Origin of the sequence: Kitasatospora sp. NPDC088783 (genome assembly GCF_044750705.1) — a bacterium.
GTDB lineage: Bacteria > Actinomycetota > Actinomycetes > Streptomycetales > Streptomycetaceae > Kitasatospora > Kitasatospora fiedleri.
In genome coordinates this window covers 875254-901181 of the sequence record NZ_JBIVKJ010000002.1, presented here as the reverse complement: position 1 = coordinate 901181, position 25928 = coordinate 875254, and the positions used below count along the sequence as shown (strand labels likewise).

The 25928-nt window shown below is 75.5% G+C and carries 25 protein-coding genes; 14 read left to right on the top strand and 11 right to left on the bottom strand.

All coding sequences use genetic code 11. The features are described from left to right. Nucleotides 1–57 precede the first annotated feature (57 nt). Nucleotides 58–921 (bottom strand): helix-turn-helix domain-containing protein, encoded by an 864-nt coding sequence (locus tag ACIP60_RS08385; protein WP_400681420.1) that lies wholly within the window; start codon nucleotides 919–921, stop codon nucleotides 58–60. A gap of 171 nt (nucleotides 922–1092) precedes the next feature. On the opposite strand from ACIP60_RS08385, the gene ACIP60_RS08380 reads away from it, so the two are divergent. Continuing rightward, the gene (locus ACIP60_RS08380) at nucleotides 1093–1752 is read left to right on the top strand and encodes a hypothetical protein (RefSeq protein WP_400681418.1); all 660 of its coding nucleotides are present in this window, start codon (nucleotides 1093–1095) and stop codon (nucleotides 1750–1752) included. Further along, entirely contained in the window at nucleotides 1746–2366 is a 621-nt protein-coding gene (locus ACIP60_RS08375) for an RICIN domain-containing protein (RefSeq protein WP_400681415.1), read from the top strand. The genes ACIP60_RS08380 and ACIP60_RS08375 overlap by 7 nt, the downstream gene beginning before the upstream one ends. Nucleotides 2367–2444: 78 nt before the next feature. Here ACIP60_RS08375 and ACIP60_RS08370 read toward each other — a convergent pair whose 3' ends face one another. From ACIP60_RS08370 to ACIP60_RS08360, 3 genes are all read right to left on the bottom strand, one after another. Further along, complete coding sequence (locus ACIP60_RS08370) at nucleotides 2445–2840, bottom strand: DUF2267 domain-containing protein (protein WP_400681412.1); 396 nt, start codon at nucleotides 2838–2840, stop codon at nucleotides 2445–2447. 77 nt (nucleotides 2841–2917) lie between these two features. Continuing rightward, nucleotides 2918–3322 carry a DUF2267 domain-containing protein gene (locus ACIP60_RS08365; RefSeq protein WP_100834363.1) on the bottom strand — a complete coding sequence of 135 codons (405 nt, stop codon included), beginning with the start codon at nucleotides 3320–3322 and terminating at the stop codon, nucleotides 2918–2920. Between the two features lie 317 nt (nucleotides 3323–3639). Next, nucleotides 3640–4074, bottom strand: a complete 435-nt coding sequence (locus tag ACIP60_RS08360; RefSeq protein WP_400681411.1) for an Hsp20/alpha crystallin family protein — start codon at nucleotides 4072–4074, stop codon at nucleotides 3640–3642. Between the two features lie 110 nt (nucleotides 4075–4184). Here ACIP60_RS08360 and ACIP60_RS08355 point away from each other — a divergent pair, with 110 nt between their 5' ends. Further along, nucleotides 4185–4889 (top strand): hypothetical protein, encoded by a 705-nt coding sequence (locus ACIP60_RS08355; RefSeq protein WP_400681409.1) that lies wholly within the window; start codon nucleotides 4185–4187, stop codon nucleotides 4887–4889. Nucleotides 4890–4999: 110 nt separating this feature from the next. Here the strand turns inward: ACIP60_RS08355 and ACIP60_RS08350 are convergent, their stop codons facing one another. The 3 genes from ACIP60_RS08350 to ACIP60_RS08340 all read right to left on the bottom strand — a co-directional run bounded on the left by ACIP60_RS08350 (nucleotide 5000) and on the right by ACIP60_RS08340 (nucleotide 8933). Next, entirely contained in the window at nucleotides 5000–5575 is a 576-nt protein-coding gene (locus tag ACIP60_RS08350; protein WP_400681406.1) for a hypothetical protein, read from the bottom strand. A 521-nt stretch (nucleotides 5576–6096) separates the two neighbouring features. Beyond that, nucleotides 6097–7839: a hypothetical protein gene (locus ACIP60_RS08345; RefSeq protein WP_400681404.1), complete on the bottom strand. Its 1743-nt coding sequence runs from the start codon at nucleotides 7837–7839 to the stop codon at nucleotides 6097–6099. Nucleotides 7840–8042: 203 nt separating this feature from the next. After that, entirely contained in the window at nucleotides 8043–8933 is an 891-nt protein-coding gene (locus ACIP60_RS08340; protein ID WP_400681401.1) for a helix-turn-helix transcriptional regulator, read from the bottom strand. Between the two features lie 102 nt (nucleotides 8934–9035). Between ACIP60_RS08340 and ACIP60_RS08335 the strand changes: the two genes are divergently transcribed. From ACIP60_RS08335 to ACIP60_RS08315, 5 genes are all read left to right on the top strand, one after another. After that, complete coding sequence (locus ACIP60_RS08335) at nucleotides 9036–10559, top strand: MFS transporter (protein WP_400681399.1); 1524 nt, start codon at nucleotides 9036–9038, stop codon at nucleotides 10557–10559. Between the two features lie 1188 nt (nucleotides 10560–11747). Beyond that, the gene (locus tag ACIP60_RS08330) at nucleotides 11748–12641 is read left to right on the top strand and encodes an oxygenase MpaB family protein (RefSeq protein ID WP_400681396.1); all 894 of its coding nucleotides are present in this window, start codon (nucleotides 11748–11750) and stop codon (nucleotides 12639–12641) included. Nucleotides 12642–12758: 117 nt separating this feature from the next. After that, entirely contained in the window at nucleotides 12759–12977 is a 219-nt protein-coding gene (locus ACIP60_RS08325; RefSeq protein WP_400681395.1) for a DUF6480 family protein, read from the top strand. 138 nt (nucleotides 12978–13115) lie between these two features. After that, the gene (locus tag ACIP60_RS08320; RefSeq protein WP_400681392.1) at nucleotides 13116–13607 is read left to right on the top strand and encodes a DUF2975 domain-containing protein; all 492 of its coding nucleotides are present in this window, start codon (nucleotides 13116–13118) and stop codon (nucleotides 13605–13607) included. Further along, nucleotides 13607–13858: a helix-turn-helix domain-containing protein gene (locus tag ACIP60_RS08315; RefSeq protein ID WP_400681390.1), complete on the top strand. Its 252-nt coding sequence runs from the start codon at nucleotides 13607–13609 to the stop codon at nucleotides 13856–13858. Before ACIP60_RS08320 ends, ACIP60_RS08315 begins: the two co-directional genes overlap by 1 nt. A 61-nt stretch (nucleotides 13859–13919) precedes the next feature. Here ACIP60_RS08315 and ACIP60_RS08310 read toward each other — a convergent pair whose 3' ends face one another. From ACIP60_RS08310 to ACIP60_RS08295, 4 genes are all read right to left on the bottom strand, one after another. Further along, on the bottom strand, nucleotides 13920–14591 hold the full coding sequence (locus ACIP60_RS08310) for a hypothetical protein (protein WP_400681387.1): 672 nt from the start codon (nucleotides 14589–14591) through the stop codon (nucleotides 13920–13922). A 115-nt stretch (nucleotides 14592–14706) separates the two neighbouring features. Then, a complete protein-coding gene (locus tag ACIP60_RS08305) occupies nucleotides 14707–14847 on the bottom strand; it encodes a hypothetical protein (protein WP_400681384.1) in 141 nt (46 codons plus the stop codon). After that, nucleotides 14844–15248, bottom strand: coding sequence for an arylamine N-acetyltransferase (locus tag ACIP60_RS08300; RefSeq protein ID WP_400681382.1), 405 nt, complete (start codon nucleotides 15246–15248; stop codon nucleotides 14844–14846). Before ACIP60_RS08300 ends, ACIP60_RS08305 begins: the two co-directional genes overlap by 4 nt. Nucleotides 15249–15448: 200 nt before the next feature. After that, complete coding sequence (locus ACIP60_RS08295; RefSeq protein ID WP_400681379.1) at nucleotides 15449–16336, bottom strand: SDR family NAD(P)-dependent oxidoreductase; 888 nt, start codon at nucleotides 16334–16336, stop codon at nucleotides 15449–15451. Nucleotides 16337–16404: 68 nt separating this feature from the next. Here ACIP60_RS08295 and ACIP60_RS08290 point away from each other — a divergent pair, with 68 nt between their 5' ends. The 6 genes from ACIP60_RS08290 to ACIP60_RS08265 all read left to right on the top strand — a co-directional run bounded on the left by ACIP60_RS08290 (nucleotide 16405) and on the right by ACIP60_RS08265 (nucleotide 25922). Next, nucleotides 16405–17067, top strand: coding sequence for a TetR/AcrR family transcriptional regulator (locus ACIP60_RS08290; protein WP_400681376.1), 663 nt, complete (start codon nucleotides 16405–16407; stop codon nucleotides 17065–17067). Between the two features lie 174 nt (nucleotides 17068–17241). Further along, on the top strand, nucleotides 17242–18213 hold the full coding sequence (locus ACIP60_RS08285; RefSeq protein WP_400681374.1) for a cation diffusion facilitator family transporter: 972 nt from the start codon (nucleotides 17242–17244) through the stop codon (nucleotides 18211–18213). Nucleotides 18214–18371: 158 nt separating this feature from the next. Then, nucleotides 18372–21104 carry an ATP-binding protein gene (locus ACIP60_RS08280; RefSeq protein WP_400681371.1) on the top strand — a complete coding sequence of 911 codons (2733 nt, stop codon included), beginning with the start codon at nucleotides 18372–18374 and terminating at the stop codon, nucleotides 21102–21104. 595 nt (nucleotides 21105–21699) lie between these two features. Then, nucleotides 21700–23331 (top strand): tannase/feruloyl esterase family alpha/beta hydrolase, encoded by a 1632-nt coding sequence (locus ACIP60_RS08275; protein ID WP_400681369.1) that lies wholly within the window; start codon nucleotides 21700–21702, stop codon nucleotides 23329–23331. Nucleotides 23332–23447: 116 nt separating this feature from the next. Next, nucleotides 23448–24677 (top strand): hypothetical protein, encoded by a 1230-nt coding sequence (locus tag ACIP60_RS08270; RefSeq protein ID WP_400681367.1) that lies wholly within the window; start codon nucleotides 23448–23450, stop codon nucleotides 24675–24677. Nucleotides 24678–24686: 9 nt separating this feature from the next. Further along, nucleotides 24687–25922 (top strand): biotin carboxylase, encoded by a 1236-nt coding sequence (locus ACIP60_RS08265; protein ID WP_400681364.1) that lies wholly within the window; start codon nucleotides 24687–24689, stop codon nucleotides 25920–25922. Nucleotides 25923–25928 lie beyond the last annotated feature (6 nt).

Genomic DNA, 25928 nt, shown 5'->3' with positions numbered 1-25928 from the left:
CGTCTGCCCCGCTTCGGGCCGAGCGTTCCTCCCCGCCGGGCACGCGTCGAGGAGACGTCAGGAGGTTGACGGGGCGTCGGGAAGGCGTCGGGAGGGCGGCCGGCCGGCCGCCGACAGGCCGCGCAGGGCGGCCGAGGTGTCCCGGTCCGCGGCCGTGTAGGCGATGACCACTTCGTGGGGGTCGCCCGTCGTGCGGAAGGTGTCCCAGGACAGGCGCAGCTGGACTCCGGACGGGCCGTTGATCCGGGTGCTGCCGCGGGTGAGGTCGACGACGACCTGCTCCGACCACAGCCGCCGGAAGCAGTCGTCGGCGTCGCCGAGTTCGCGGATCTGCCGCGCCAGGGCCCGGTCCCGGGGCCGGGCTCCCCACTCGGTCCGCAGGTAGGCGACTGTTTCGCGCGCCTTCAACTCCCAGTCGGCGTACACCGTGCGCGCCTGCGGGTGGGTGAAGACCAGCCAGCCGATGGTGCGGCGGCCCGGGGGGACCAGCGCGAAGTCGGTGAAGACCGCGGCGGCCAGGTGGTTCCACGCCAGCACGGCGCCGTCCCGGCCGACCACGTACGCGGGGGCGTCGGTGAGGGAGTCGAGCAGGTGCTGGACGCTGTCGCGCACGCCTGCGCCCGCGGGCTCCTCGGGCGGGTGCGGGGACGGCCGGGCGAGGCTGTAGAGGTAGCCGCGCTCGCCCGGCGTCAGGCGCAGGGCGTCGGCGACGGCGTGCAGGACCGCGTCCGAGACCCGCCACGCCTGGCCGCGTTCCAGCCGGATGTAGTGGTCCACGCTCACGTGCGCGAGCAGCGCGACCTTTTCCCGGCGCAGGCCGCTGACCCGGCGGTGGCCGTCGTCGGGGAGTCCGACGTCCTGGAGCCGCAGCCGGGCGCGCCGGGAGAGGAGGAAGTCCCGGATGGCGTTGGTGGTTTCCACGCCCGCATTCTGCGAGGTGATCGCGGTCCGCGACAGACCGCAACCGGCCACTGTGCGCCCGGCGGCATCCGGCCGGGCCGGATGCCAGGGCAGGGCTTGCACTCCCCGGCCCGGGTGCCGCGCGGTGATCCTGGCCCTCCGAACGCGTCATCACAGTCGAGGGAGTCCTTCGTGTCGATCACCGCTGTCAGGAGGCGTGGCGTCCTGCCCGCCGCGCTGCTCCTCTGTGCCGGGCTCACCGCGGCGGGGGTGGTCGGCGCGGAGCGGGCGCACGCCGACCCCGCCCCGCCGCCACCGCCCACCACGAGCTGCGATCCGGCCACCGACTCGTCCTACTACAGCGTCACCGCCGTGGTCACCCCGGTGGTGACCGACTTCCTGGCGGTGAACGTCGGCGACGGCACCACCGGCCAGCGCACCGAGACACTCAGCCAGGTCAGCACGGTGAGCACCACGGTCGACAAGAGCGTCGAGATCTCCGCCTCGGCGGGCCCGGTGTTCGTCAAGGTCGAGGCGAAGGTCGGCTTCTCGGTCTCCAACACGACGTCGTCGACCAGCACCAGCACGGTCAGCACCACCTGGAACTTCGCCAGGGCCGGCTACTACGGCCTCTACCGCGGCACCCGCCGGGTGGACGGCACGTACGCGAAGTACGTCTGTGCCCAGACCGGGCCCGCCACCGGGGTCTGGATCAACGCGCAGCGGGGCGGCTACGGCACCTACACCACGTACGAGACCCCCGAGATCGGCACCGTCACCCGCAACTGCGCGGCGCCGGAACCGGCCGGCACCGTGCGCCGCGCCGCGCAGGACCGGCTCGGCACGTGCTGACCCCGACCACCCGCCCCGAGGAGACCACCGTGACCGACTCCCCGCGGCGGACGCCGCGTTCCACCTCCCGGACGGCCCGGGTGCTGTGCGCCGCCGCCGTCGCCGCGGCGGCGCTGGTCGCCGCCCCGTCCTCCGCGTCCGCCTCCTCCGACCCCACCCGGGACGGCTGGGCCTGCGCCCCCGGCTACTACCGGATCAACACCTCCGGCGGCATGGTCTTCGACCTCTCCCAGGGGCCCGACAGCAAGGGCGCGATAGTGCAGTACCAGTACCAGGGCCTCGCCAACCAGCAGTGGCGCGTGTGCCACTGGGGAGCGGACACCACGTCCACCACGCCCTACATCTTCAAGAACCGGATGAACGGCCGCTGCATCACCATCTGGGACAAGTCGACCAGCGACGGCTCCTGGTTCATCGAGGGCGACTGCAACGGCTGGATCTACGACGACCAGAAGTTCTGGCTCGACTACCTGCCGGGCACCTCCACCTTCGCCCTGCAGGTGCTCTCCTCCTCCTCGTGGGTGTCCGTCGACCAGGGCCTGTACAGCGTCTCGCGCGCCCGCCTCGTCCAGTACGCCGACCACGCGGGGGTGTTCTCCCTCTCACCCGCCTGACCGGTCGGCCCCGTCTCCACCTGCTCCGTCTCCACCTGCTCCGCAGCCACGGTCGCGGCCCGGGACGGCTCCGCCGTTTCAGGCCGCGGCCAGGTCCGCGCGGCCGAACAGCAGGGCGTAGCCGCGGGGCAGGTGGGCGAGGAGGCGGTCGGTGAGGGGGGCGTCGGTGAGGGTGGTGAGGGCGGCCAGGACGGAGGAGGCGTCCCAGCGGGCGGTGGTGAGGCTGGTGCCCAGGGTGTGGGCGAGCGTTTCGACGAAGGCGGGGGCGGCGACGGGGCGGGGCAGCGGGATCTGGGCGGTGAGGACGGCGCGGGCCCGCTCGGGCAGGGCCGCGGCGAGGTCGCGGCGTTCGTCTCCGGTGAGCTGGGAGCCCAGGACGGACAGGACGGCGTCGAGGACGCGTTCGGCTTCCTCGTCGCTGGAGTAGCGGCCGAAGTCGCGGACCTGCTGGAGGAGGTGGCGGTAACGGGTCATGGCCGTGGGACCTTCCGGGGGCTGGCCGCCGACGGCGGCGGCGGTCGGGGTGGAGGGGCGGTCGGGGTGGGGCGTGGTCAGGGTCGTTCGCCTGCGGCCGGGCGGCCGAACAACAGGTCGTAGCCGGGCGGCAGTTGGAGCAGGATGCGCCCGGTGAGGTCCTCGCCGGCGGCGTCGGCCACCGTGGACAGGACGGCGCCGACGTCCCACAGGGCCGTGGCCTCGGTGGCGCCCTCGATCCAGGCGGCGGTCGCGCGGACGAAGCGGTCCGGGCCGAGCGGCTCGGCGGCGGGCAGCGGGTTGAGCAGGATCAGGGCCATCGTCTCCGGCAGGCGGGCGGCCAGTTCGGCGCGCACGTCGCCGACCAGGTGGGCGCCCAGCAGGGCCAGGACGACCCGGGCCGCGCGCTCCGCCTCCTGCGGGGTGCCGTACTCGCCGCGCTCCCGGACCTCGTCCAGGAACGCCTCCCATCGAAGAGTCATCGCGGTCCTCCCTCCGTCCAGAGGGCCGACGCGGCCGGTGCCCGGTCGGTCTCGGCTGCCGGGTACCGGGGCGGGCCCGTGAGTTTGAGCGGGCGGGCGGCGCGGCGCCGGGACCCGCCCACGGGCAGGCGGGCGACGCGCCGGTGGTTCACGGCGCTGCCCCGCTCCCCCGGCCGGCCCGCCGCCGGGCGGCCGGGGGTCGGAGGGCGTTCCGGCCGCCCCTTCGATCGCGGGGGGAGCGGGATCGGGGGCGGCTCGGAACGGCTTCGGGGAACGGTCTCCGGGAACGGCTTCCGGGAACTGCTTCCGGGAACGGGTCAGGCCCGGATCTGCTTGCAGTCGCCGGTGTGGCCGATGGCGATCTTGCGGGGCTTGGCCCGCTCGGCGACCGGGATCTTCAGGGTCAGTACGCCGGCGTCGTAGTCGGCGCTGATCCCGGCGGGGTCGAGGGTGTCGGAGAGCATGACCTGCCGGGAGAACACGCCGAGCGGGCGCTCGGACAGCTCCCACTTCACGCCCTCGCCCTCCTGGTGCGGGCGGCGCTCGGCCTTGACGGTCACCATGTTCCGCTCGACGTCGATGTCGATCGCCTGCGGGTCCACCCCCGGCAGGTCGAAGCAGATCACGTACTCGTCGCCGGTGCGGTACGCGTCCATCGGCATCGGGGTCGGCCGGGACCAGGTACCGGCCGTGTTGACGAACTGCTGGGTCAGGCGGTCCAGCTCGCGGAACGGGTCAGTGCGCAGCAGCATCGCGAAACACCTCCATGGATCGAATGGGTTGCCAGTGCGCTTCACCTGACACCTTTGTAGCGCGTCATCCATCCGATGACAAGTCGCTGTGTCGCCGATAGAGTGACTGCATGAGTGAGAAGCCCCGCAGCGCCGCCCCGGACGGCCCCCGGCCGCCCGAGCCCGCCTCGTTCCTGGCCGCCGCGGCGGCCCTGGCCGCCATCGACGACGCCGTCCGCACCGCCCACGACCCCGCGTCCCGGCCCCCGGCCGCCTCCACCGCCCCTGACGCGCAGCAGGGGCCCGAACCGGCCCTGGCCGCGCTGCTGCTGCTGCGCGAACTGCGCACCGAACTCGCCGGCTGGGAGGCCGGCCTGGTGGAGACCGCCCGGGAAGCCGGCGCCACCTGGGCCGACCTCGCCCACCCCATGGGCGTGGCCAGCCGCCAGGCCGCCGAGAACCGCTACCTGCGCCTCAAACCCGCCACCGGCCGCGGCGGTGGGACGCGGACCGCCACCGGCGCCGAACGCGTCAAGGCCGTCCGCGACCGCCGCGCCGCCGACCGCACGGTCACCGCCTGGGCCCGCGACCACGCCGCCGAACTGCGCGTCCTCGCCGCCCAACTCACCGCCACCCCCCTCCCCCGCGACGCCCACCCGGCCCAAGCCGCCCTCACCACCGCCCTCGGCACCACCGACCCCGCCGACCTCCTCCCGCCCCTCACCGCCATCCGCCCCCACCTCGACACCGACCGGAACGACCTCGCCACCCGCCTCGACACCCTGATCCACCACACCACCCGCCTCCGCGACGGCAGCGACCGCCGCCGCGCCTGACCGCGTCGCCGGGGAGGGTGGGTGGCAGTGGATGTTCACCGGAGACGACGCCACCCGGAGACGGGGGGTCGTGGAAACCGACTCCGCCCGCGTCGACGTGGAAGAGCGGGTCAGCGGCCTTGCCGGACCGGTTCTTCGCGGCCGCCGTCGATGCGGACGAGGATGACGCGGTGGGTGGCCTCGAGGAGTTCAACGACACGGAGGCGCAGTTCGGAACCCAGGGCTGGTGGGTCGTCGAGGCAGGTCACCCGGGTCCGTGTCCCGTCGAAGGTGACGGTGAACCAGCGGTGCGGCAGCGCTGTCGAAGTGACGGTGCCGATCACGTTCGTGCCGACGGGACAGCGCTCCTTGATCCGTTGCCACTGCTCTTCGGAATGCCCCCAGTGAGTGGCCTCGGGGTTGCGGAAGGAAGCCTCCAGCGGCCAGAGCCTGATCTGGAGGCGGCCCGAGCGGCGGACGTCGTGGCGCAGGATCTCGAACCCGGTGGTCGTCCCGGCCTGCGGCCACCGGTCGAGCCGACGTGGCAGATGCTCGCCGTCGACGAAGCCGACCGGGAGGCCGTCGAGTTCCACGAGGGCTCCGACCGCGGTGTCACCACGTGGCATGAGCGGGGCGCGGACCTCGCCCTGGACGTGCCTCCCGATCGGGAAGCGGTGGATGAGCCCGTCCAGGCCGCTGCCGCTCATGCGTTCACCCTCTCGTCGCGGTGCTCCCTGGGTCTGCGTGCCGGCCCGGGTAGGGGTGGCGACAGGAGCGCGGGGGCGAGAACCGGAGCACGTGGTGCCGAACGGCGCCCGCACCTACGGCTGGTGGGACCCGGCCCTGGTTGACGTGGGCGGGCGGTGGAGTGTCGGCGGGGTGGGCGCGTCCGGGGCCGGCTCGAGGAACGGGGAGCGGTCGACGGACAGGGGGCGCGGGTGTTCGCCTGCCGGGAGGGCGTGGTCGGCTGCGGGTTCGGAGAAGGCCAGCCCCAGGGGGCGGCGGTCGGGACTCATGGGCACAGTCTGCCCTACCGCCGCCGGACGGCCCGCGCCCGGCCGGTCCGTTCGCGCGGTGGCGGGTGTGGAGGGGGCGGTGGGACAAGGGAGTTGGGGCGGTCGGGGGTCGGCTGGGCGGTGGTGGCGTCGCTGTCCGGGTTCCGGATCGCGGCCGCCGAGCAGGCGCGGGGGCCCGGCCGGGTTCGGTCGGGCCCCCGGGATGCGGTGGGTCAGCCGGTGGTGAAGTAGCCCGAGACGTCGGCGATCACGTCGGTGCTTCCGACGTGGTTGGCGAAGACCACGCCGTCGGCGGCGTTCGGGGTGACGGCGTTCGCGATCGTCTGGCCGGCGCTGAAGTTGAGGCTCGACGTGTCGGGGATCGGCCCGCCCGGGGTGGCGCCGTAGACGGCCAGGAAGCTGCTGTCCGTCGTGTTGGTCACGGTGACGTTCAGCGCCACGCCGGTGATCCCGTACGGGGGGACCCCGTTCTCCCAGCGTCCGACCGTCAGCGCGATGGCGCGGGGGCCGACCTTGCCCTGGATGCCGCCGGTGCCGTCGCGGGTGTCGAGGGCGCGGGCCGGTCCGGTGGGGACGAAGACGGCTCCGGAGGCGGAGAAGTAGCCGCTGACGTCGGCGACCAGGTCGACGGTGCCGGTGTGGTTGTAGAGGTCGATCCTGCCGTCCACCACGGGGACCACCACCTGGTTCGAAATGGTCTCGCGGGGGGTGAAGTTGAGGTTCGAGGCGGTGGGCCGACCGGTGCCGTGCGGGTAGGCGGTGACGTGGCTCTCGTCGGTGGGGTTGGTGGCGGTGACGTTGAGGATCACCGCGGTGACGCCTTCCGCCGGGACACCGCCCCGGCCGGCCACCGCCAGGGTGAGCGTGCTGTCGGCGCCGAGCTTGGCCTTGGCGGCGCCGGTGCCCGCGCGGGTGTCCAGCAGCCGGGCCGGGGTGGCCAGGGCGGTGTACCGGGAGCCCGCGTCGCCCGGGGTGTAGTAGCCGCTGACGTCGGCGATCAGGTCGACGGTGCCGAGCTGGTTGTAGAGGTCGATCCTGCCGTCCACGACCGGGACGGTCACCTGGTTCGGGACGGTCTCGCCCGGGGTGAAGTTGAGGTTCGAGGCGGTGGGCCGGTTCCTGCCGTGCGGGTAGGCGGTGACGTGGCTCGCGTCGGTGGGGTTGGTGGCCGTGACGTTGAGGACGACGGCGCTGACTCCGGTGAGGGGCACCCCGCCCCGGCCGGCCACCGTCAGGGTGAGCGTGCCGTCGGGGCCTAGCTTGCCCTTGGCGGCCCCGATGCCCGCGCGGGTGTCCAGCAGCCGGGCCGGGCTCACCGGCACCAGGGTGCTGGGGGCGCCGAGGTCGACGCTCCCGCCGTTGCCGACGTAGTTGATCGAGATCGGCTTGGTGAGCTTCTCCGTGGTCCCGTCGGCGGTCAGGTCCAGCCGGCCCTGGAGCAGCACGGACTTCGCCGACGGGGCGCCCGAGATCTCCAGGTCCACCACTCCCAGGCCGTCCGGCGAGCCCGAGGTCCCGCCCGCCGGGAAGTCGTGGGCCGGCAGGTCCAACGTCAGCGAGCCGTCGTCGTTCACCACCCAGGCGCGGCCGGCCCGCCGGTCGGTGGCAGCGGCGGTGGAGTAGAAGCTCCTGACCGACAGCCGCTGGGCGAGCTGCTGGGCGGAGTAGCCGGAGTCGGCGACGGACTGCGCCGACAGGGTCAGGGCCAGCTTCACGTTCTTCGCGCCTCGCTGGTCGGCCCCGAACTCGACCCGGCACAGCGCTCCGGCGTCCTCGCCGGCCTTCACCTGGAGCGGCTGCTTCTGCCAGTCGAACCACGTGTTGATGGGCTGGTCGCACTGCGCGTACGACAGGTAGATGTGCGGTTGGTCGGCGGCGGCCGACTGCAGCGGCAGCGCCCCCGCGACGACCAGGACACCGGTGCCGACGACCACGGCGCTTCGCAAACTCTTCATGTGTGCCCCCCTGCGCTGCCCCGCGGGCAGCGGAAACTGCGACCGGCGTGATCGAATCCGCCCGGAGAAAGGCCGACGCGCGCGTCGGCGAACGGATCATATGCCTGCCATCCACCGTGGTCGAAGCGGGCACCACCAACCGTTGCGCGGACCGCCCCGACCTGCGAGGACGCCCGGCACCGGCGGGGCTCGGGGCGGGGTGCTCAGGCGCCGGTGGCCGCGTCGGCGGCGGAGTCGTCGCGGGAGGTCCAGGCCGGGGCGGCGCCGACCAGGGAGTCGAGGCGTTCCAGGCGCTGGGTGGTGGCGGCGTCGGTGGGGGTCATGACGACGATCCGGGCGTCCCGGGCCCGGTCCAGCCACAGGCTCTGGAACTGGACGTCGAGGGTGCCGACGCGCGGGGACTGGTAGCGGCGCAGCTGGGTGCGGTCGCCGACGACCTCGTACGACTCCCAGTGCCGCACGAAGTCCGGGGACTCCTGGCGCAGCCGGGTGATCAGGGCGTTCCAGCGGGGGTCGTCGCGGTGTTCGGGCTGGCGGGTGCGGAGCTTCGCGGTGATCTCGCGCAGGACGGTGTCCTCGTCGAGCAGGCTGTTGCGCCAGCTCGGTTCGGTGAACATCAGCCAGGCGCAGTTGCGTTCCTCGACCGGGTAGGCGTCCAGGTCGGCGAACAGGTAGCGGTAGGTGCGGTTGGCCGCGACCAGGTCGTAGCAGTCGGTCTGCACGGCGGCCGGGTACGGCAGCAGTTTGGCCAGCAGGGCGGTGTGCTCGGGGCGCAGGTCGATCGGCGGCCCCGGTCGGGCGGCCGGGCCGCGGCCCGCGAGCGCCATCAGGTGCCGGTGCTCGGCGGCGTCCAGGCGCAGGACGCGCGCGACCGCGTCCAGGACCTGGTCGGACGCGTTCTTGGCCCGGCCCTGTTCGAGCCAGGTGTACCAGGTGACCCCGACGCCGGCGAGCTGCGCGACCTCCTCGCGCCGCAGGCCCGGCGTGCGGCGGCGGCCGGCCGCGGGCAGGCCCACGTCGCCGGGGGTGAGGCGGGCGCGGCGGGCGCGCAGGAAGGCGCCGAGGGCGCTGCGGTCGGGCGTCGAGGTGGTCACCGCCCCAGTGTCGCGGCTCGCGGCGGGCGGATCCAGGTGGTGCCGGTACCCGTATGACCAGGCTCCTGGTACCAGGATCGGACGGGGCGCAGGGTCGTGGTCATGACCGCACAGACCGTTCCCCTCACCCGTCCCGTGGTGCCGCGTCCGGCGCGCGCCCTCACCGGTGGCGGCCTCGCCGTCCTGCTGCTCGCCTACCTGCCCGTGAACATGACGTTCGGGTCGGTCAACCTGCTCGAACCCGCGATCACCGCGGACCTCGGGGTGAGCGTGTCGGGCGGGCAGCTCGTGCTGTCCGCGTACACCACCGCGTTCGCCGCGACCCTCGTCGTCGCGGGGCGCCTGGGCGACCGGTTCGGGCGGCGCCGGCTGCTCGCGGCCGGGGTCGGCGCGTTCGGCGCGGCCTCGGTGCTGGCCGCGCTCGCGCCGAACCTGGCCGTCCTGGTGGTGCTGCGCGCCGTGCTGGGCGCCGCCGCCGGACTGTTCACCCCGCAGGTGCTGTCCACCATCCAGTCCACGGCGCCCGGGCGGCTGCGGGCGCTGGGCGTCACGCTGTTCGCCGCCGTCAGCGGCATCGCCACCGTCACCGGCCAGCTGCTGGCGGGCGCGGTGGCGCAGGCGGCCGGCGAGCACTGGGGCTGGCGGCTGGTCCAGGTGCTCACCGGGGCACTGGGCACGGCGGCGCTGCTCGCCCTGCGCACCGTGCCCGAGTCGCGCTCGACGGCCCCGCTGGCGCTCGACCTGCGCGGGGCCGCGCTGCTCGGCACCGGCCTGCTCCTCGTCGTGGTGCCGCTGACCCTCGGCACCTCCGCGGGCGGCCCGGCCCCGGTGTCCGTGATGCTGGCCGCGGGCGCCGCAGTGCTCGCCGTCTTCGCCCGCTCGCAGCGCGCCGCCGAGCGCCGCGGCGAGCTGCCCGTCGTGCCGCCGAGCGTGCTGCGCACCCCGGCCGTGCGCCGGGGCCTGGTCATGACGCTGCTGTTCTTCACCGGTTACGGGGCCTTCCTGTACGAGTTCTCGGCGCTCGCCCAGAGCGCGTTCGGCGTGGACGCCTGGGGCACCGTCCTGCTGCTGCTCGGCTTCGGCGCGGCGTTCGTCGTCACCGCCCTCGTCCTGCCGGCCGTGGAACGCCGCACCGGGCGCTGGACGATGACCGGCGCGGCCGTCGGGCAGGCGGCCGTGCTGCTGGGCCTCGCCCTCACCGTGGACGGCACCCGCGGCGGGGCCCCGGCGGCCCTGCAGCCGCTGCTGATCCTGCTCGGCGTCACCCAGGCCCTGATGTACGGTCCGGTCCTGCGCACGGTCCTGTCGCGCACCCCCACCTGGGCGGCGGGCGTCGCCGGCGGGCTCTTCACCACGCTGCAGCAACTCGGCCTCAGCCTGGGCGTGGCCCTCCTGGGCGGACTCTTCCACGCCGTGGCCACCGCGACGGCGGGCGGCGGCGGTGCGAGCGGCGGTGCCGATGGCGGGCTGTCCCGCGGCTTCGCCGTCGCCGTGACCGTGCAGGCCGTGCTGGCCCTGGCGTTCGCCTTCCTGGCCGCCCGGATCGCCCGGTCCGGGGAGGGGGACGGGGACGGGGACGAGGCGGAGGTGGACGCGGGCGAAGCGGATGGTGTGGTCGGTTCCTGAGGGGGTCTCCCCCCCCGGCCGGGCAGGAGCCGTCGCCGACCGGGGTGGTCGGCCTGCTGACCGGCCGGGCCGGCGGAGCTCGTTGCGTGGCTACCATCGCGGGCCGGGGTCCAGCGGCAACCAGGCGGACCGCCCCGGGCCCGGCCGCGAAGACCGCGCCGACCGACCGGGACGGCGAGCCAGCGACGGCAACGACCATGGTGGCGAACGGTGTGGTCGGTTCCTGACGGGGGTCTCCCCCACCGAGGCGGGAGCCGTCGCCGACCGGGGTGGTCGGCCTGCTGACCGGCCAGGCCGGTGGAACCGTTCCACGGCTGCCGCCAGGGCCGGGGTCCAGCGGCAACCAGGCGGGCCGCCCCGGGCCCGGTTGCGAAGACCGTGTCGGGCAACCGGGGCGGCAAACGGCGCAACGGCCGTGGCGGCGGACAGGACGGACCTCAGCGGTAACCGGCCCCCGCGCGACAGGACCCGGGCTCGGCCCGAACCGGCCGTCACCCGGGCAGGAGTCCGCCACGGCGGCTCGCTGGCACGGCGGGGGCCCGCTGCGCTCGGGCCTGGGCCCGGTGGCCGACGACTACCGCGCCTGCCGGTCTCGGGCCGCTCCGGCGGGGGCGTGGACGTGGCACCGGGGCGGTTCCACACCGGGGCCCGGTCCCAGGCGTCCTGGACAGGACCGATCAGCGGACGGGCGGGCAGGCGCGCCGCTTGGCACCGAGGCCCGATCCCGAGCGTCCGGGACGAAATCGGTCAGCGAAGACGTGAACGTCGTACCAGGGCAGTTCCACACCGGGGCCCGCACCCCCGCGCCCCGGGCAGGACCGCTCAGCAGGCGGACAGGCGGGCGGGCGCGCCACTTGGCACCAAGGCCCGGGCCCGAGCGTCCGGGACGAGGCCGGTCGACGGGGACGTGAACGTCGTACCGGGGCAGTTCCACACCGGGGCCCGCACCCCCGCGCCCCGAACAGGACCGATCAGCAGGCGGACAGGCGGGCGGGCGCGCCGCTTGGCACCGAGGCCCGGGCCCGAGCGTCCGGGACGAGGCCGGTCGACGGGGACGTGAACGTCGTACCGGGGCAGTTCCACGCCAAGGCCCGCACCCCCGCGCCCCGGGCAGGACCGATCAGCAGGCGGACAGGCGGGCGGGCGCGCCGCTTGGTGCCGTCCGGGTCAGCGCCTACCGTGGAGGGCATGGACGCGGAGCGCGGCGGGGTGTCGTCGGGCGGGGTGCAGGAGTGGCTCGGGCTGCGGGAGCGGTTGGGGGCGGCGCTGTTCGCGAGGGTGGCCGGGCCGGACGGGCCGGCGGTGCGGCAGCGGATCCACGGGACTCCGGGGGCGCGCTGGTTCGCTCCGGACCGGCCGATCCGGACGGTGCACGGTGACGCCTCGATGTTCGTCGGCGGGTTGGCCGCGCTGCTGGTCCAGTCGCTGCACCCGTCGGCCATGGCGGCGGTCGCCGCGCACTCGGGCTACCGCAGCGACCCGTGGGGGCGGCTCCAGCGCACCAGTACCTTCCTCGCCGTCACCACCTTCGGCACCGTGGACGACGCCCGGGCCGCGGTGGACCGGGTCCGCGCCGTGCACGCCCGCGTCCGTGGCACCACGGCCGCCGGGCTCCCCTACCGCGCCGACGACCCGCACCTGCTGGCCTGGGTGCACGCGGCGGAGGCCGACAGTTTCCTGCGGGCCCACCAGGCGTACGGGGCAAGGCCGTTGGACGCCGCGGGCTGCGACGCCTACGTGGCGGACACGGCCGAGGTGGCCGCCGCCCTCGGGGTGCAGGACCCGCCCCGCGACCGCGCGGCCCTCGCCGCCGTCCTGCGCTCCTACCGGCCGGAGTTGGCCAGGACGGCCGAGGCCCGGGCCGCCGCCCGCTTCCTGCTGTTGCGCCCGCCGCTCCCGCTGGCCGTGCGTCCCGCCTACGGCGCGCTGGCCGCGGCCGCCACGGGCCTGCCCGCCCCGGAACACCGCGCCCTGCTGGGCCTGCCGTCCGATCCCCTCAGCGCCGCGGCGGTCCGGCCGCTCGGCCTGGCCGTGGTGCGGGCGATCCGCTGGGCGATGCCCGTGCCCCGCGAACAGGTCTGAGGCGGCGCGACGGCGCAACGGTTCCGGCCCGGGTTTTGCGCTCGGGCGCCGTCGGGTGGACCGTGGAGGTGGAAGCACGTCGACGCACCAGGCCACTCGGGAAATCGGGAGGACGCCATGTCCGTCAGCAGCTCTGTTCCCGCCCCGGTGCAGTTGCCGGGCCACTCCATGCCGACCGAGACGCCCGAGTGCGAAGGCTCGACGACGCACGGCATCTCCACCCCCGAGCCGGTGGAACTGCACACGGCCTGGCCCGGCTGGATCCCCCTCCTGGTCATCGTGGTGATGGTCGCCTGCTGCATCGGCTTCGCCGTCGGGCGGATCTTCGCGTGGTGAGTGTGGTGAGGCGGCGGCTCCGGCCGTAGGGGCCGAGGAGTCGGTGGCACGGGGGCGCTGTCCGCCCTCCTGATCGAATCTTGCTCCACCTATCGATTTTCGATAGATTTCCATCGCATCTCGATGGAAGGATGGGGCATGGGAGAGCTGGTGGTGCGGGCGCTGCGCGCCGTGCTCGCGGTGGTGTTCACCGGCAGCGTGCTGGTGCAGGCGTTGATGCTGTGGGTGCTGGTCAGCGGGAACGACCCGGAGGACGGGTCGCTCCCGCTGACCTCGCTGCGCGTGGTCACGATCCTGGGGATCGGGGCGGCCCAGGCCGCCGTGGTCTGCGTGTGGCGGCTGGTCACGATGGTGCGGCGCGGGACGGTGTTCTCCCCCGCCGCCTTCCGGTACGTGGACGGCATCATCGGCGCGATCGTCGCGGCGGCCGTCGTGTGGTTCGCGGTCGCGGCCCTGAACGCGCCCGGCCAGCGGGACGACCCCGGCGTCACCCTCATCATGGGCGGGATCGGCGTGGCGGTCCTGGGAGTCGCGCTCATCGTGTTCGTGCTGCGCACGCTGCTCGCCCAGGCGGTCGCCCGCGACGTCGAAGCGGCCCGGATGCAGGCCGAGCTGGACGAGGTGATCTGATGCCGATCGCGGTCGACATCGACGTGATGCTGGCCAGGCGGAAGATGTCCGTCGGCGAACTCGCGGACCGCGTGGGCATCACGCCCGCCAACCTGGCGGTGCTCAAGAACGGCCGCGCCAAGGCGGTGCGCTTCGCGACCCTCGCCGCGCTCTGCGAGGTGCTGGAGTGCCAGCCGGGCGACCTGCTGCGCTGGGAGGCCGGGGCGGAAGTCGAGACCGGGGCCGGGGCCGAGGTCGCGGTGGGCGACTGAGCCGGAACCGGGACCGGCGCGTCCGGCGGACGGCTCCGCCGGACGCGGGCCCGGCCCGCCGTCACCGGTGCGGGTGACCGTGGGCGGCGGCGTGCCGCCGCGTCGGCAGCCAGGCGCGGTGGCGGCGCAGGGCCCGGCGCTGCTGGAGTTGCTCGGTCAGCAGGGCGAGGGCCGGGTGGAGGCCGGGGCGCGGGCGGCTGCCGCGGGCGGGGCGGCGGAGTTGGCGGCGGACCTGGGCCATGGAGGCGGCGGAGGCGAGGGGCTTGTCCTTCCAGGTGACCGGCCGCATCCGCTGGTCGGCTTCGCGGCCGTGGCGCCAGCGGCCCGGGAGGTCGGGGGTGACGGCGAGGGCGGTGCCCGTGCCGACGAGTGCGACGCCGCCGGCGAGGACCTGTTCGGCGGTGGCGCGGCGGGTGATGCCGCCGGTGAGCATCAGCGGGAGGGGGCTGGTGGTGACCAGGTCCTCGGCCAGTTCCAAGAAGTAGGCCTCGCGGGCCCGGGTGCGGGCGACCTCGCGCAGGGTGCCCGGCAGGCCCGCGGTGCGGCCCATGCTGATCCGGTCCGGGGTCGGCGGCTTCCCGCCCGGGGTCGCGATCGTGGTCCCCCATCCGGCCTCGGTGAAGATCTTGTGCGGCATCGCCAGTTCCTCGCCCCAGAAGCCGGTGGGGTGCTCGGTGCCGTCTTTCAGTGTCCAGACGTCGGCCGCCGTCCCGACGAGGAGGACTCCGGTCATGTTCTCGCCTTCCTGCGCGGCGTCGGGCGCGCTCCCCGACCGGGTGCGGCCGGAGCCGTCATCGGTCCGGGGCGGGGCCCGGGCGACCCGTCCGGTCCGGCGGGCGGTGCGGCCGTCAGTGCCAGTAGCTGGGGGTGTTCCCACCCGGCTGGTTCCAGGCCCACACCACGAAGGCGGCGAGGGCGGCGGCGAGGAGGAGGACGACGAGGAGGCAGCCCGGGGCGCCTCGGCGGTTGCGGCGGTCGATGTCGTTCACGGGGCCCCCGGGTGTCGGATCCGACGTGCCGTCGAGCGTGCCCGCCGGCGGGGGCCCGGGGCAAGGGGCGCGGACGGTGCGGCCGCCCCGACCGGCCCAGGCCCAGGCCCCGTTGCCGGGCCGTGGCCGGTGAGGCGGCGGACGGCGAAGCCCAGCCGTTCCAGGACGGCGGCGAACAGGCTGTTGTGCTCGAAGCGGTAGCCGCCGCAGGAGGACTCGACCGGCTCGGCCTGGAGGTCGCGGAGGTCCAGCGACGGCACCTCGGCGACCACGACGTCCAGGTTCTCGAACGGGATGCCGAGGACGTGGGCGCGGTGGAGGGAGCGGAGGGTGGCGAGGGTGGGGGTCCGGTCGCCGTCCCACGCGATGCGGGTGAAGTACTCGTCGAGCTCGACGGTCATCGGGGCGCGGCGCCTTTCGGGCGGAACGTTCCGGTGGGTCGCCGCGGGCGGGCCCGGGTGCGAAGGCACCGCTCGACGGGGCGGCACCACCGCACGCGCCCAAGGTTCTTGACGCATCGGAACGTTCCGTCACCCCGGGTCGGACCCGTCCGGCCGGGACGGCACAGGAACGGGGTGACCGGCCGTCAGACCGTCGGCCCTCAGGCCGTCTCGGGCGGCAGGTCGACGGGGTGGGGTTCGGCGAAGTCGGCCGAACGGCTCACCTGTTCCCAGGCGCCCGCCTCGGCCAGTTGGCGGCGGGAGTGGTCGAGCGCCATCTCCACGGCGTTGACGCCGAGGAGCAGGTGGCCCGGCACCCGGCCGCGGTGGACGGTGCGCACGATGATCCCGGCCGCCCGCCGCGGGTCGCCCGCCGCGCCGGAAGTGCCTTGGCGCACCAGGCGGTTCATCGCGCCCACGGTCTCCTCGTACGCCTCCGGGACGGGGTGGACGGTCATCGACGGGCCGGCCCAGTCGGTGGCGAAGCCGCTCGGTTCGACGACCATGAAGCGGATGCCGAACGGGGCGGTCTCCGCCGCCAGCGCCCGGGTGAAGCCGTCGACGGCGAACTTGGCCGCCTGGTAGGAGGCGAGGCCCGGGGAGCCGCCGACCCGCCCGCCGATCGAGGAGAACTGGACGACGGTGCCCGACCCCTGCCGCCGCAGGGCGGGCAGCGCGGCCTTGGTGACGTGGTAGACGCCCCAGAAGTTGGTCTCGAACTGGGCGCGGAAGTCGTCGTCGTCCGCGCTCTCCACCGGCGAGACGTTGGCGTACCCCGCGTTGTTGACCAGGACGTCGATGCGGCCGAAGCGGGCGAGCGCCGCGTCGACGGCCGCGCGGGCCGCGTCGGGGCTGGTGACGTCCAGCGGCAGGGCGAGGACCCGGTCGCCGTAGGGGGCCAGTTCCTCGGCGAGGGCTTCGGGGCGGCGGGCGGTGGCGACGACGAGGTCGCCCGCGTCGAGGGCGGCGGCGGCCAGGGCGCGGCCGAGCCCGCGGGACGAGCCGGTGATGAACCAGACCTGCCGGGTGCTGTGCGCGTGTTCGCTCATGCAGTTAGTACAACACCGTTCTCCAAATAAAGCAACACCGTTCTCTTAGCTGCTCCTATGATGGGGCCATGAGTCAGCCAGCCTTCCGACGGGCCCGCAGCGCCGAGGCCAAGCAGGTGCGCGAGACGGCGATCCTGGACGCGGCCCGGACGCTCGGCCGGGAGCGCGGCATCCGCGACGTCAGCCTCACCGACATCGCCGCCGAGGTCGGCATGCACAAGTCGGCGCTGCTGCGCTACTTCGAGACGAGGGAGCAGATCTTCCTCGAACTCACCGCCGAGGGCTGGCGGGAGTGGTCCGCGACGCTCCGCGCCGAGCTGGCGGCGCGGACGGACGCCTCCCCCGCGGACGTCGCCGCGCTCCTCGCCTCGACGCTGGCGGACCGCCCGGTGTTCTGCGACCTGCTCGCGCAGGCGCCGCTCAACCTGGAGCGCAACGTGTCGCTGGAGGCGGTGCGCGCGTTCAAGCTCCTCACCCTGCAGCAAGTCGCCCTGATCGGCGAGGAGTTGGCGCGCCTGCTGGGCCTGTCCGAGCAGCAGGTGCTCGACCTGGTCGCCACCGCCACCGGGATGGCCGGCGCCCTGTGGCAGATCGCCAGCCCCGGCCCGCTCCTGCGCGAGCTCTACACCTCCGACCCCCGCCTCGCCCACGCCGTCGTCGAGGTCGAACCCCGCCTGCGCCGCGTCCTCACCGCCTTCCTGATCGGGACCGGGGCGGCCGTCGCCGACTGAGGCGGCCGGACGCCCGGTTCGGCGCTTGTGCGGGAGGAGCCGGGGCAGACGGCGGGCGTGACGAGGGGCGACGAACACGACGACGGGCGCGGCACGGCCGCGGACACGGACACGGACCCGGGTGCCGGGAGGAAGGGGGGCGGCGGCCAGGGGGACGGTGAGACCAGGGGCACGGTGCTGATCGCGCTGGTGGCCAACCTGGTGATCGCGCTGGCCAAGGTGGCCGGCGGGCTGGTCGCGAGTTCGCCCGCACTGCTGTCGGAGGCCGCGCACTCGGTGGCGGACAGCCTCAACGAGGTGTTCCTGCTGGCCTCGCTGAGCCGCAGCCGTCGGCGCGCGGACGCGCGGCACCCGTTCGGGTACGGCAAGGAGCGCTTCTTCTGGTCGATGCTGGCGGCCGTCGGGATCTTCGTCACCGGCGGCTGCTTCTCCTTCTACCAGGGCCTGCACACCCTGCTGAACCCGGAGGCCGAGGAGACCGGCGGCTACCTGATCGTCTACGTGGTGCTGGCGGTGTCGCTGCTCGCGGAGGGCGCCTCGCTGGTCAGGGCGACGGTGCAGGTCCGCGGGCAGGCCCGGCAGGCCGGACGCGGCGTGGTGGCGCAGCTGCGGCGGGGCGACGACCCGACCGTGCGGACGGTGTTCGCGGAGGACGCGGCGGCGGTGCTCGGCGTGCTGCTGGCCCTGGTCGGCGCGGGGCTGCACCAGTGGACCGGGCAGCCGGTCTGGGAGGCGGGCGCGGCGCTGTCCATCGCGGTGCTGCTGATGTACGTCGCCTACCGGCTCGGCCGCGACGCCAAGGACCGGCTGGTCGGGCAGGCCGTCGACCCGGTCCTCCAGCAGCGGGCGCTGGAGGTGCTGACCGAGCGGCCCGAGATCGACACCGTGACCCGGCTGCTGACGATGCAGCTCGGCCCGGACTCCGCCCTGCTCGCGGCCCGGATGGACCTGGTGGACGGGCTGGACAGCTCCGGGGTCGAGCGGCTGTGCGTGGAGCTGAAGCAGCGGATCAGGTCGGTGTGCCCGGACTTCGACCAGGTCTTCCTGGACATCACCGCCGCCGACGAGGACGAGCGGCGGCGGGCGACGGAGCGCCGGCGGCGGTTGCGCGAGACGGTGGCGCGTCAGGCGGCCGACGGGGGCTGACCGTTCACGCCGTCGGGTGGCGTTCCGGCGGCGCGGACTCCGGCGCCCCCGGCGGTACCGCGGGGGCGCCCGCGAACTGATGCCGCGACGGGCGCGGGCGGGGTGGTTCGTAGGATGGGGCCGGTCCCTCCGGGGAGGGGGGACCGGGCGGAGGTGCGATGTCGGATCACGTGGTGCAGCGGTTGCTCGGCCGGGAGCGGGAGTCGGGGGCGCTGGAGGAGCTGCTGCGGGAGGTGCGGGAGGGCCGTAGCCGGGTGCTGGTGCTGCGCGGGGAGGCCGGGGTCGGCAAGTCGGCGCTGCTGGACCTGGTGGCCGAGCGGGCCGGGCGGGCGGGGCGGTGGCGGGTCGTCCGGGCGGCCGGGGTGGAGGCGGAGGCGGAGTTCGCCTACGCGGCGTTGCAGCGCTTGTGCGCTCCGCTGCTGGACGGGCTGGACGGGCTGCCGCCGGTGCAGCGGGAGGCGCTGCGGGTGGCGTTCGGACTGAGCGCGGGGGCGGCGCCCGAGATGCTGCTGGTCGGGATGGCGGTGCTCGGGCTGTTCGCGGAGGCCGCCGCCGGTGGTCCGCTGGTGTGCCTGGTGGACGACGCCCAGTGGCTGGACCTGATGTCGCAGCGGATCCTGGCGTTCGTCGGCCGGCGGCTGGACGCCGAGTCGGTGGCGCTGGTGTTCGCCGAGCGGACCGTCGACGGGGTGGGCGACGCGGGCTTCGCCGGACTGCCGGACCTCCCGCTGCGCGGGCTGGGCGACGCCGAGGCCAGGGCGCTGCTGGACCGGGTGCTGCCGGGGCCGGTGGACGCCCGGGTGCGGGACCGGGTGGTCGGTGAGACCGGCGGGAATCCGCTCGCGCTGCTGGAGTTGCCGCGCGGCCTGTCGTCCGCGGAGTTGGCGTTCGGGTTCGGCGGGCCGGGGGCCGGTCCGCTGGCGTCCCGGGTGGAGGAGGGGTTCCGGCGGCGGGTGGAGGCGCTGCCGGCCGACACCCGGGCGCTGCTGCTGGTCGCGGCGGTCGAACCGGTCGGCGACGGGCCGCTGCTGTGGCACGCGCTGCGGCTGCTGGGCATCGGGCCGGAGGCGGCGGCCCCGGCCGAGGCGGCCGGGCTGGTCACCCTGGGCGCCCCGGTGCGGTTCCGGCACCCGCTGGTGCGTTCCGCCGTGTGGCGGGGCGCGGACGCCGCCGCCCTGCGGTCCGCCCACCGGGCGCTGGCCGAGGCCACCGACGGCGGGCGCGACCCCGACCGGCGGGCCTGGCACCTGGCGCACGCCGCGGCCGGGCCGGACGAGCAGGTCGCCGCCGCCCTGGAGGACTCCGCCGACCGGGCCCTGGCCCGGGGCGGCCGGGCCGCCGCGGCCGGTTTCCTGGAGCGGGCCGCCGCGCTCTCCCCCGAGCCGAAGGGGCAGGCGCGGCGGGCGCTGGCGGCTGCGGCGGCCTCCCTCGCGGCCGGGTTGACGGCCCGGGTGCCGGACCTGCTGGCCGCCGCCGAGCTGGGGCCGCTGAACCTGGTGCAGCAGGCCGACGTGCACCGGCTGCGGGCCCGGACGTCCGCCCTGCGGGACCGGGGGGCCGGGGCGGTGGGGCCGCTGCTCGACGCGGCGGAGCGGCTCGGCGGGCTCGATCCGGCCGCCGCGCGGGAGACCTGCCTGACCGCGTTCGGCGCGGCGGTCCGGGCCGGCCGCTACGACCGGGAGGCGCTCGGGCGGGTCGCGGCGGCCGCCCGCGCGCTGCCGCCCGGGGACGAGCAGGCCGGTGTCCTGCTGCGGGCGCTGACCGTGTGGAGCACGGACGGGCCGGTCGCCGCCCGGCCGCTGCTGGCGCGGGCGCTGCGGTCGCGGACCGAGGTCGAGGACCCGGCCCTGCTGTGGGCGGTCGTGAACGCCGCCGCCGAGCTGGGCGACCTCCGGGCCTGGCTGAACGTCACCGACCGGGCGGTGCGCTCAGCCCGGGCGACCGGGGCGCTGTCGACCCTGGCGGCGGCGCTGCCGTACCGGGCGGCCGCGCTGGGCTTCGCGGGGCGGTTCGCCGAGGCCGGGGCGCTGCTGGCCGGGGCGGCGGCCGTCGAGGAGGCTGCGGGCGCGGCGACCCGGGCGGTCACGGCCGCGCTGATCGGCGCGTACCGGGGGCGGGACGGGTCGGCCCTGGCGGAGGTCGAGGGGGTGGAGCGGGAGTGCGAGCAGCGCGGTCTGGGCCGGTTGGCGGCCACCGCGGCGTTGGCGCGGGCGGTGCTGCACAACGGCCTGGGCAACTACCCGCTCGCGCTGGAGGCGGCGCTGCGGGGCACCGAGCACCGGGATCTCGCCGTGCACCACTGGACGTGCGGCGAGCTGGTCGAGGCGGCGGTCCGGGCCGGGCGGCCGGACGCGGCGGCCGGGGCGCGCGAGCGACTGGCCGACTGGGCCCGGGCCGGGACGCCCTGGGCGCGGGGGGCCGGGGCGCTGGCGGAGGCCCTGGCCGGGGCGCCGGAGCGGGCCGAGGAGCGCTACCGCGAGGCGGTCGACCACTTCGCCGTGGGCGGGCTGGACGGGCTGGAGGCCCGGGCCCGGCTGCTGTTCGGCGAGTGGCTGCGCCGCCGGAACCGGCGGGCGCAGGCCCGCGACGAACTGCGCGCCGCGCACGGGGCGGCCGTGGCGATGGGCATGGAGGCGTTCGCGGAACGGGCCCGACGGGAGCTGCTGGCCACCGGCGAGACGGTGCGCCGACGCGACACCGGCGGCGAGCCCGTCCTCACCCCGCAGGAGGCCCGGATCGCCCGGCTGGCGGCCACCGGGCACCCGAACGCGGAGATCGGCGCCCAGCTCTTCCTCAGCCCGCGCACCGTCGAGTGGCACCTGCGCAAGGTGTTCACCAAGTTGGGGGTCTCCTCCCGCCGCGAGCTCGACGACGCCCTCGCCGGAGGGTGACGACGGGCCCGGCGGTGGCGGGCATGGCGACGCGGCGGCGGATGCTGCCTGCCGACCGATGACGACGTGCTCGCTGAACGGCGGCAGCGGCGGACATGACGACGGCCCACGCGGCAGCGGCGGACGCAAAGACGACGAGCACGGCGACGACGCCCTCGCCGGAGGGTGACGACGGGCCCGGCGGTGGCGGGCGCGGCGGCGCGACGGCGGATGCTGCCTGCCGATCGGTGACGGCATGCTCGGTGAACGGCGGACGCGGCAGCGGCGGGCACGGCTATGGCAACTGCCCCCGCCGGTGACCGCCGGTCCACCGCCCCGTGACGGCGGACGTCCCCGCCGGTGGCGGCGGGCCGTGCCGGGCCCCGGCGTCGTCCGGGGCGCTGCCCGGCCGGTCGGGCGGTCAGCCGGTCGGGCGGTCAGCTGGTCGGGCGGTCAGCCGGTCGGCCGTCCGGCTGGCCGTCCGTCCGTCTGTCCGTATCCGTCATCTGACTGTACGTCGACTGATTACCCGGCGGGGCGTCAGTTGACCGATGTGCCCGGGTCGGTGGGTCGGCGACAGTGGGGTCGCGATTGCCGAATCCGAGGAGAGACACACATGAACCGACGGCTTCCGAGGCTCGCGGCGGCGGGGTTCTCGCTGGCGGCGGCCGTGGCCCTGTGCGCGCCGGCGAGCGCGTCGACCGGCCCGGCGGGTGGTGCGGACCGGGCCGGTCCCGGGTCCGCCGTGGCGGCCTGTGCCGCGTTCCGGCCGGCGGCGCCGGAGGGCGCCGTGGTGGAGTCGGTGGCCGCGGCGGCGGTGCCGGCGGGGACGTTCCAGGTGCCCGGGTCCCCGCCGTTGGGCGGTTACCCGGTGGCCGACGTCCCGGCGCACTGCGAGGTGACTGTCACGCTGACCCATCCGGGCGCGGACGACCGGGCCAGGGTGCAGGTCTGGCTGCCGCTGGCCGGGTGGAACGGGCGGTTCCAGGCGGTCGGCGGTGCCGGCTACGCCGCCGGGGACATCGGTGCGGTGGCCGCGGCGGTCAAGCAGGGCTACGCGGCGGCCACCACCGACGCGGGCGTGTACACCACCGGCTTGGACGGCAGTTGGGGACTGGACCCGCAGGGCCGGGTCGACGCCGCGCTGCTGGAGAACTTCGCCTCGCGCTCGGTGCACGAGCTGGCGCTGGTCGCCAAGCAGGTCGTCGGCGACGGGTACGGCGGCAGCGCGTTCCACTCGTACTTCAACGGCTGCTCCACCGGTGGCCGCCAGGGCTACGTGGAGGCGCAGCGGTACCCGACCGACTTCGACGGCATCAACGCCGCCGCTCCGGGCATCAACTGGAACCAGTTCGAAGTGGCCACGCTGTGGCCGCAGGTGGTGATGAAGCAGGAGCACACCTATCCGACCACCTGCGAGTTCGACGCCTTCAACCGGGCCGCGCTGCGGGCCTGCGACCGGCTGGACGGCGTGGCCGACGGGCTGGTCGGCGACCCGGACCGCTGCGACTTCGACCCGCGCCGGCTGATCGGCAGCAAGGTGGTGTGCGAGGGCGAGGAGTACACGATCGACGCGGCCGACGCCGAGGTGGTCCGCCGGATCTGGGACGGCCCGCGGGACGGCGGCGGCCGACGGCTCTGGTACGGGCTGCCGGTCGGCGCCGACTTCTCCCCGCTGGCCGCCAGCACCCCCGTGGACGGCGTGCCCACCGGTCAGCCGTTCACCGTCCCGGCCCAGTGGGTGGCCGACTTCGTGCTGAAGCAGCCCGGGTTCGACTCGGCGGACCTGACGTACCAGCAGTTCGAGCGGATCTTCCGCGCGGCCCGCGCCGAGTACGACACCGTGATCGGCTCCCGGGACGCGGACCTGTCGGCGTTCCGCGACGCCGGCGGCAAGCTGCTCACCTGGCACGGCAGCGCCGACCAGCTGATCCCCACCCGGGGGACGGTGGACTACCGCGAGCGCGTCGAGGCCCGGATGGGCGGCGCGGCCCGGGTCGACGGCTTCTACCGGGTCTTCCTGGCTCCGGGCGTCGCGCACTGCGGCCTGAGCGGCGGCGGCGTGGACGACCTGGCGGCGCTGACGGCCTGGGTCGAGCGCGGCCAGGCCCCGGACGTCCTGCACGCCACCCTGACCACCGCGGACGGCCGGAGCGTCGCCCGCGACCTGTGCCGCTACCCGATGGTCTCCCGCTACACCCGCGGCGACCCGGCCGCGGCGGGCAGCTTCCGCTGCGTCCGGCCCTGACGCGCCCCCAAGCGCCCCAAGCGTCCTCAAGCGCCCTCAAGCGCCCGGGCGGGCCGGCGGCGACGTCACCGGCCCGCCCGCCCCTCACTTCCCCCTGCTGCGGACAAGGAGCGGACATGGACAGCAGTGATCTCTTCAACGGTTCCGCGGACCCCCGCCGGACCCTCCCGCCGAGCGAGCCGAGCGGGCCGGGCGGGCCGCGCGTGCTCCTGCGGTCCTCCTCGCCGTTCCGCGACTACGTCCTGCGCGAACTTCCGCAGGACCTGTCCGAGGTCGGCGGCGACGGCCTGACCTACCGCCAACTCGCCGACAAACAGCGCGAGTTGCTGATCGAGTACGGTCGGCGCTGCCTCGCCGACGACGACCCGCGCGCGGCCCGGGTCACCCAGCTCGACCTGCTCTTCATGCTCAACGGGTTCGTTCCGGCCGGGCCGCACGCCGCTCCGCGCGAGCTGGTGGAGCTGGTCTCCGCGCAGTGCGCGCGCTTCCCCGGTCTGGACCCGCACCTGAGCTACGAGCTGCTGATCGACGTGAACAGCGAGGAGTACGCGCGCTGCGGTGACATCAGGGTGTTCTCGCCCGGGCGGCTGGGCACCCTCGAACGGGACTTCTACCTCGGGCACCACCTCTCCGAGCCGTGGATCAGGTCGGCCGCCTACGGTCTGCGCGCGCTGGTGGCGGCGCCGGACGCCGTGAAGCCGGCCGCGGTGCTGGAGGACGCCGCGCGCTGCGTCGCGGAGTTCGCCTCGGACATGGCGGGCTACCGCAGGCTGTCCGGGGAGGCGTTCGGCCGCTTCCGGCCGTACCACCTGGGCCACCCCGGCGGTCCGCGCGGGGCGAGCGGGGCGTTCATGCCCAGCGTCCAGCTCCTCGAACTGGTGCTGCTGCCGCCGACCGGGGAGTACGGCGTCTACCTGGACCAGGCGATGTCCTACTTCCCGTCCTGGGCCCGGCCGGTGGTCGCCCGCTGGCGGAGCGCCTCCGGCCTGGGCGCGAACGTGCGGCAGTCGGTGCGGGACGGCCGGCTGGTGCTCGACGACGCCGGGACGGAGCAACTGGTCCGGCTGATCGACGGGTTCGTCGACTTCCGGATGGTTCACCTGGGGATCACCCGGCGCCTGCTGCCGGAGGCGTTCCCGGACCGGTCGGGGCTGACCCGGCGGGAGATCGGCGCGCAGGACGGCGAGCGGAGCGTCCTGGCCGCCGGGGACGCCCAGCACCCCGGGGACACCGGCACCTCGGGCTTCAGCGTGCGCCACGTGCTGACGAACGCGGTGCACCGGCTGCTCGAACTCCGCCGCGAGGTGCTCGACCTCGCCGCGGCCCCGACCCACCCCCATCCGTAGGAGGCAGGCATGGCAGCGTTCCGCGTGGCGGTCGTCGACGCGTTCGGGGCGGCCTTCGGCCACGTCGACGCGTTCGGCGCGGTGGGCGGCGAGGTCGTCCAGGTGCAGAGCACGCCCGAACTCCCGTTCGGCGTGGACCCGGTGGACCCGGGACGGTTCGGCCGCGTGCTGGTCCACGACGGCGGGGTGGACGCCCTGGCCGAGCGGCTGGCGGCGCTGCGGCCGGTCGCGGTGCTGGCGGGCCGCGAGACCGGGGTGGAGCTGGCCGACGCGCTCTCCGAGCGGCTCGGGCTGCCCTCCAACGGCACCGCGGCCAGCGCGGCGCGCCGCGACAAGTACGTGCAGATCGAGACGCTCAAGGCCCGGGGCGTGCCCGGCATGCGCCAGCTGCGCACCGGCGACCCGGACGAGCTGCGCGCCTGGCACCGGCGGCTGGGCGGGGTGGCGGTGGTCAAGCCGCTGCGCAGCTACTGGGGCGACGGCGTGTCGTTCTGCGACGCGCCCGGGGACTCGGTCGCGGCGCTGCACCGGCTGCGCGCCCGGGGGACGGTCCAGGGCGAGCCGATCGAGGAGGTGGTGGCCCAGGAGTACCTGGTCGGCACCGAGTACGTCCTGAACACGGTCAGCAGCGGCGGGACGCACCAGCTGACCGACGCCTGGCGCACCGAGCGGATCACCGCCAACGGGGTGCGGGACCTGGTGGTGGCCCAGGTGCTGCTGCGCTGCGACGAGCCGCCGGTGCCCGAACTCGCCGCGTACGGCCGCCGGGTGTTGGACGCGCTGGACATCCGGTACGGCGCCGCCCACCTGGAGGTCAAGCTGACGCCGGACGGTCCGCGGCTGGTCGAGGCGGGCGCCCGCATGTCGGGGCTGCCCTACTACACCGCCCACCTGCTGGGCGAGGGCCAGTTGGAGTGGGTCGTGGACGCCTACGTCCGCCCGGAGCGCTTCCGGGCCCGGGCCGGCCGGGGGTACCGGCGGCGGCACGCGTTCGCCTGGGCCGCGCTGGTCGCCCCGGCGGCCGGGCGGCTGGTCCGCTACCGGGCGCTCGACCGGATCGCGGAGCTGGAGAGCTTCCGCGACCTCACCGTGCTGGTCGGCCCCGGCGACCCGATCAGCCCGACCACGTACGACCGGGGCTACCCGGCCACCCTCACGCTGGAGCACCCGGTGGACGCGGTGCTCCAGCGCGACCTCAACACGGTGCGCCACCTCGACGGCGACGGGATGTACGAGATCGAGTGACGGGGC

Excerpts from the sequence above, each read along its gene's own strand:
- ACIP60_RS08365 (WP_100834363.1), bottom strand. The coding sequence starts at position 3,322 with ATGACTCTTCGATGGGAGGCGTTCCTGGACGAGGTCCGGGAGCGCGGC.
- ACIP60_RS08310 (WP_400681387.1), bottom strand. The coding sequence starts at position 14,591 with ATGACCGGAGTCCTCCTCGTCGGGACGGCGGCCGACGTCTGGACACTG.
- ACIP60_RS08265 (WP_400681364.1), top strand. The coding sequence starts at position 24,687 with ATGGCAGCGTTCCGCGTGGCGGTCGTCGACGCGTTCGGGGCGGCCTTC.
- ACIP60_RS08315 (WP_400681390.1), top strand. The coding sequence starts at position 13,607 with ATGCCGATCGCGGTCGACATCGACGTGATGCTGGCCAGGCGGAAGATG.
- ACIP60_RS08335 (WP_400681399.1), top strand. The coding sequence starts at position 9,036 with ATGACCGCACAGACCGTTCCCCTCACCCGTCCCGTGGTGCCGCGTCCG.
- ACIP60_RS08275 (WP_400681369.1), top strand. The coding sequence starts at position 21,700 with ATGAACCGACGGCTTCCGAGGCTCGCGGCGGCGGGGTTCTCGCTGGCG.
- ACIP60_RS08300 (WP_400681382.1), bottom strand. The coding sequence starts at position 15,248 with ATGACCGTCGAGCTCGACGAGTACTTCACCCGCATCGCGTGGGACGGC.
- ACIP60_RS08320 (WP_400681392.1), top strand. The coding sequence starts at position 13,116 with ATGGGAGAGCTGGTGGTGCGGGCGCTGCGCGCCGTGCTCGCGGTGGTG.
- ACIP60_RS08370 (WP_400681412.1), bottom strand. The coding sequence starts at position 2,840 with ATGACCCGTTACCGCCACCTCCTCCAGCAGGTCCGCGACTTCGGCCGC.
- ACIP60_RS08330 (WP_400681396.1), top strand. The coding sequence starts at position 11,748 with ATGGACGCGGAGCGCGGCGGGGTGTCGTCGGGCGGGGTGCAGGAGTGG.
- ACIP60_RS08290 (WP_400681376.1), top strand. The coding sequence starts at position 16,405 with ATGAGTCAGCCAGCCTTCCGACGGGCCCGCAGCGCCGAGGCCAAGCAG.
- ACIP60_RS08355 (WP_400681409.1), top strand. The coding sequence starts at position 4,185 with ATGAGTGAGAAGCCCCGCAGCGCCGCCCCGGACGGCCCCCGGCCGCCC.
- ACIP60_RS08295 (WP_400681379.1), bottom strand. The coding sequence starts at position 16,336 with ATGAGCGAACACGCGCACAGCACCCGGCAGGTCTGGTTCATCACCGGC.
- ACIP60_RS08270 (WP_400681367.1), top strand. The coding sequence starts at position 23,448 with ATGGACAGCAGTGATCTCTTCAACGGTTCCGCGGACCCCCGCCGGACC.
- ACIP60_RS08350 (WP_400681406.1), bottom strand. The coding sequence starts at position 5,575 with ATGAGCGGCAGCGGCCTGGACGGGCTCATCCACCGCTTCCCGATCGGG.
- ACIP60_RS08360 (WP_400681411.1), bottom strand. The coding sequence starts at position 4,074 with ATGCTGCTGCGCACTGACCCGTTCCGCGAGCTGGACCGCCTGACCCAG.
- ACIP60_RS08280 (WP_400681371.1), top strand. The coding sequence starts at position 18,372 with ATGTCGGATCACGTGGTGCAGCGGTTGCTCGGCCGGGAGCGGGAGTCG.
- ACIP60_RS08325 (WP_400681395.1), top strand. The coding sequence starts at position 12,759 with ATGTCCGTCAGCAGCTCTGTTCCCGCCCCGGTGCAGTTGCCGGGCCAC.
- ACIP60_RS08345 (WP_400681404.1), bottom strand. The coding sequence starts at position 7,839 with ATGAAGAGTTTGCGAAGCGCCGTGGTCGTCGGCACCGGTGTCCTGGTC.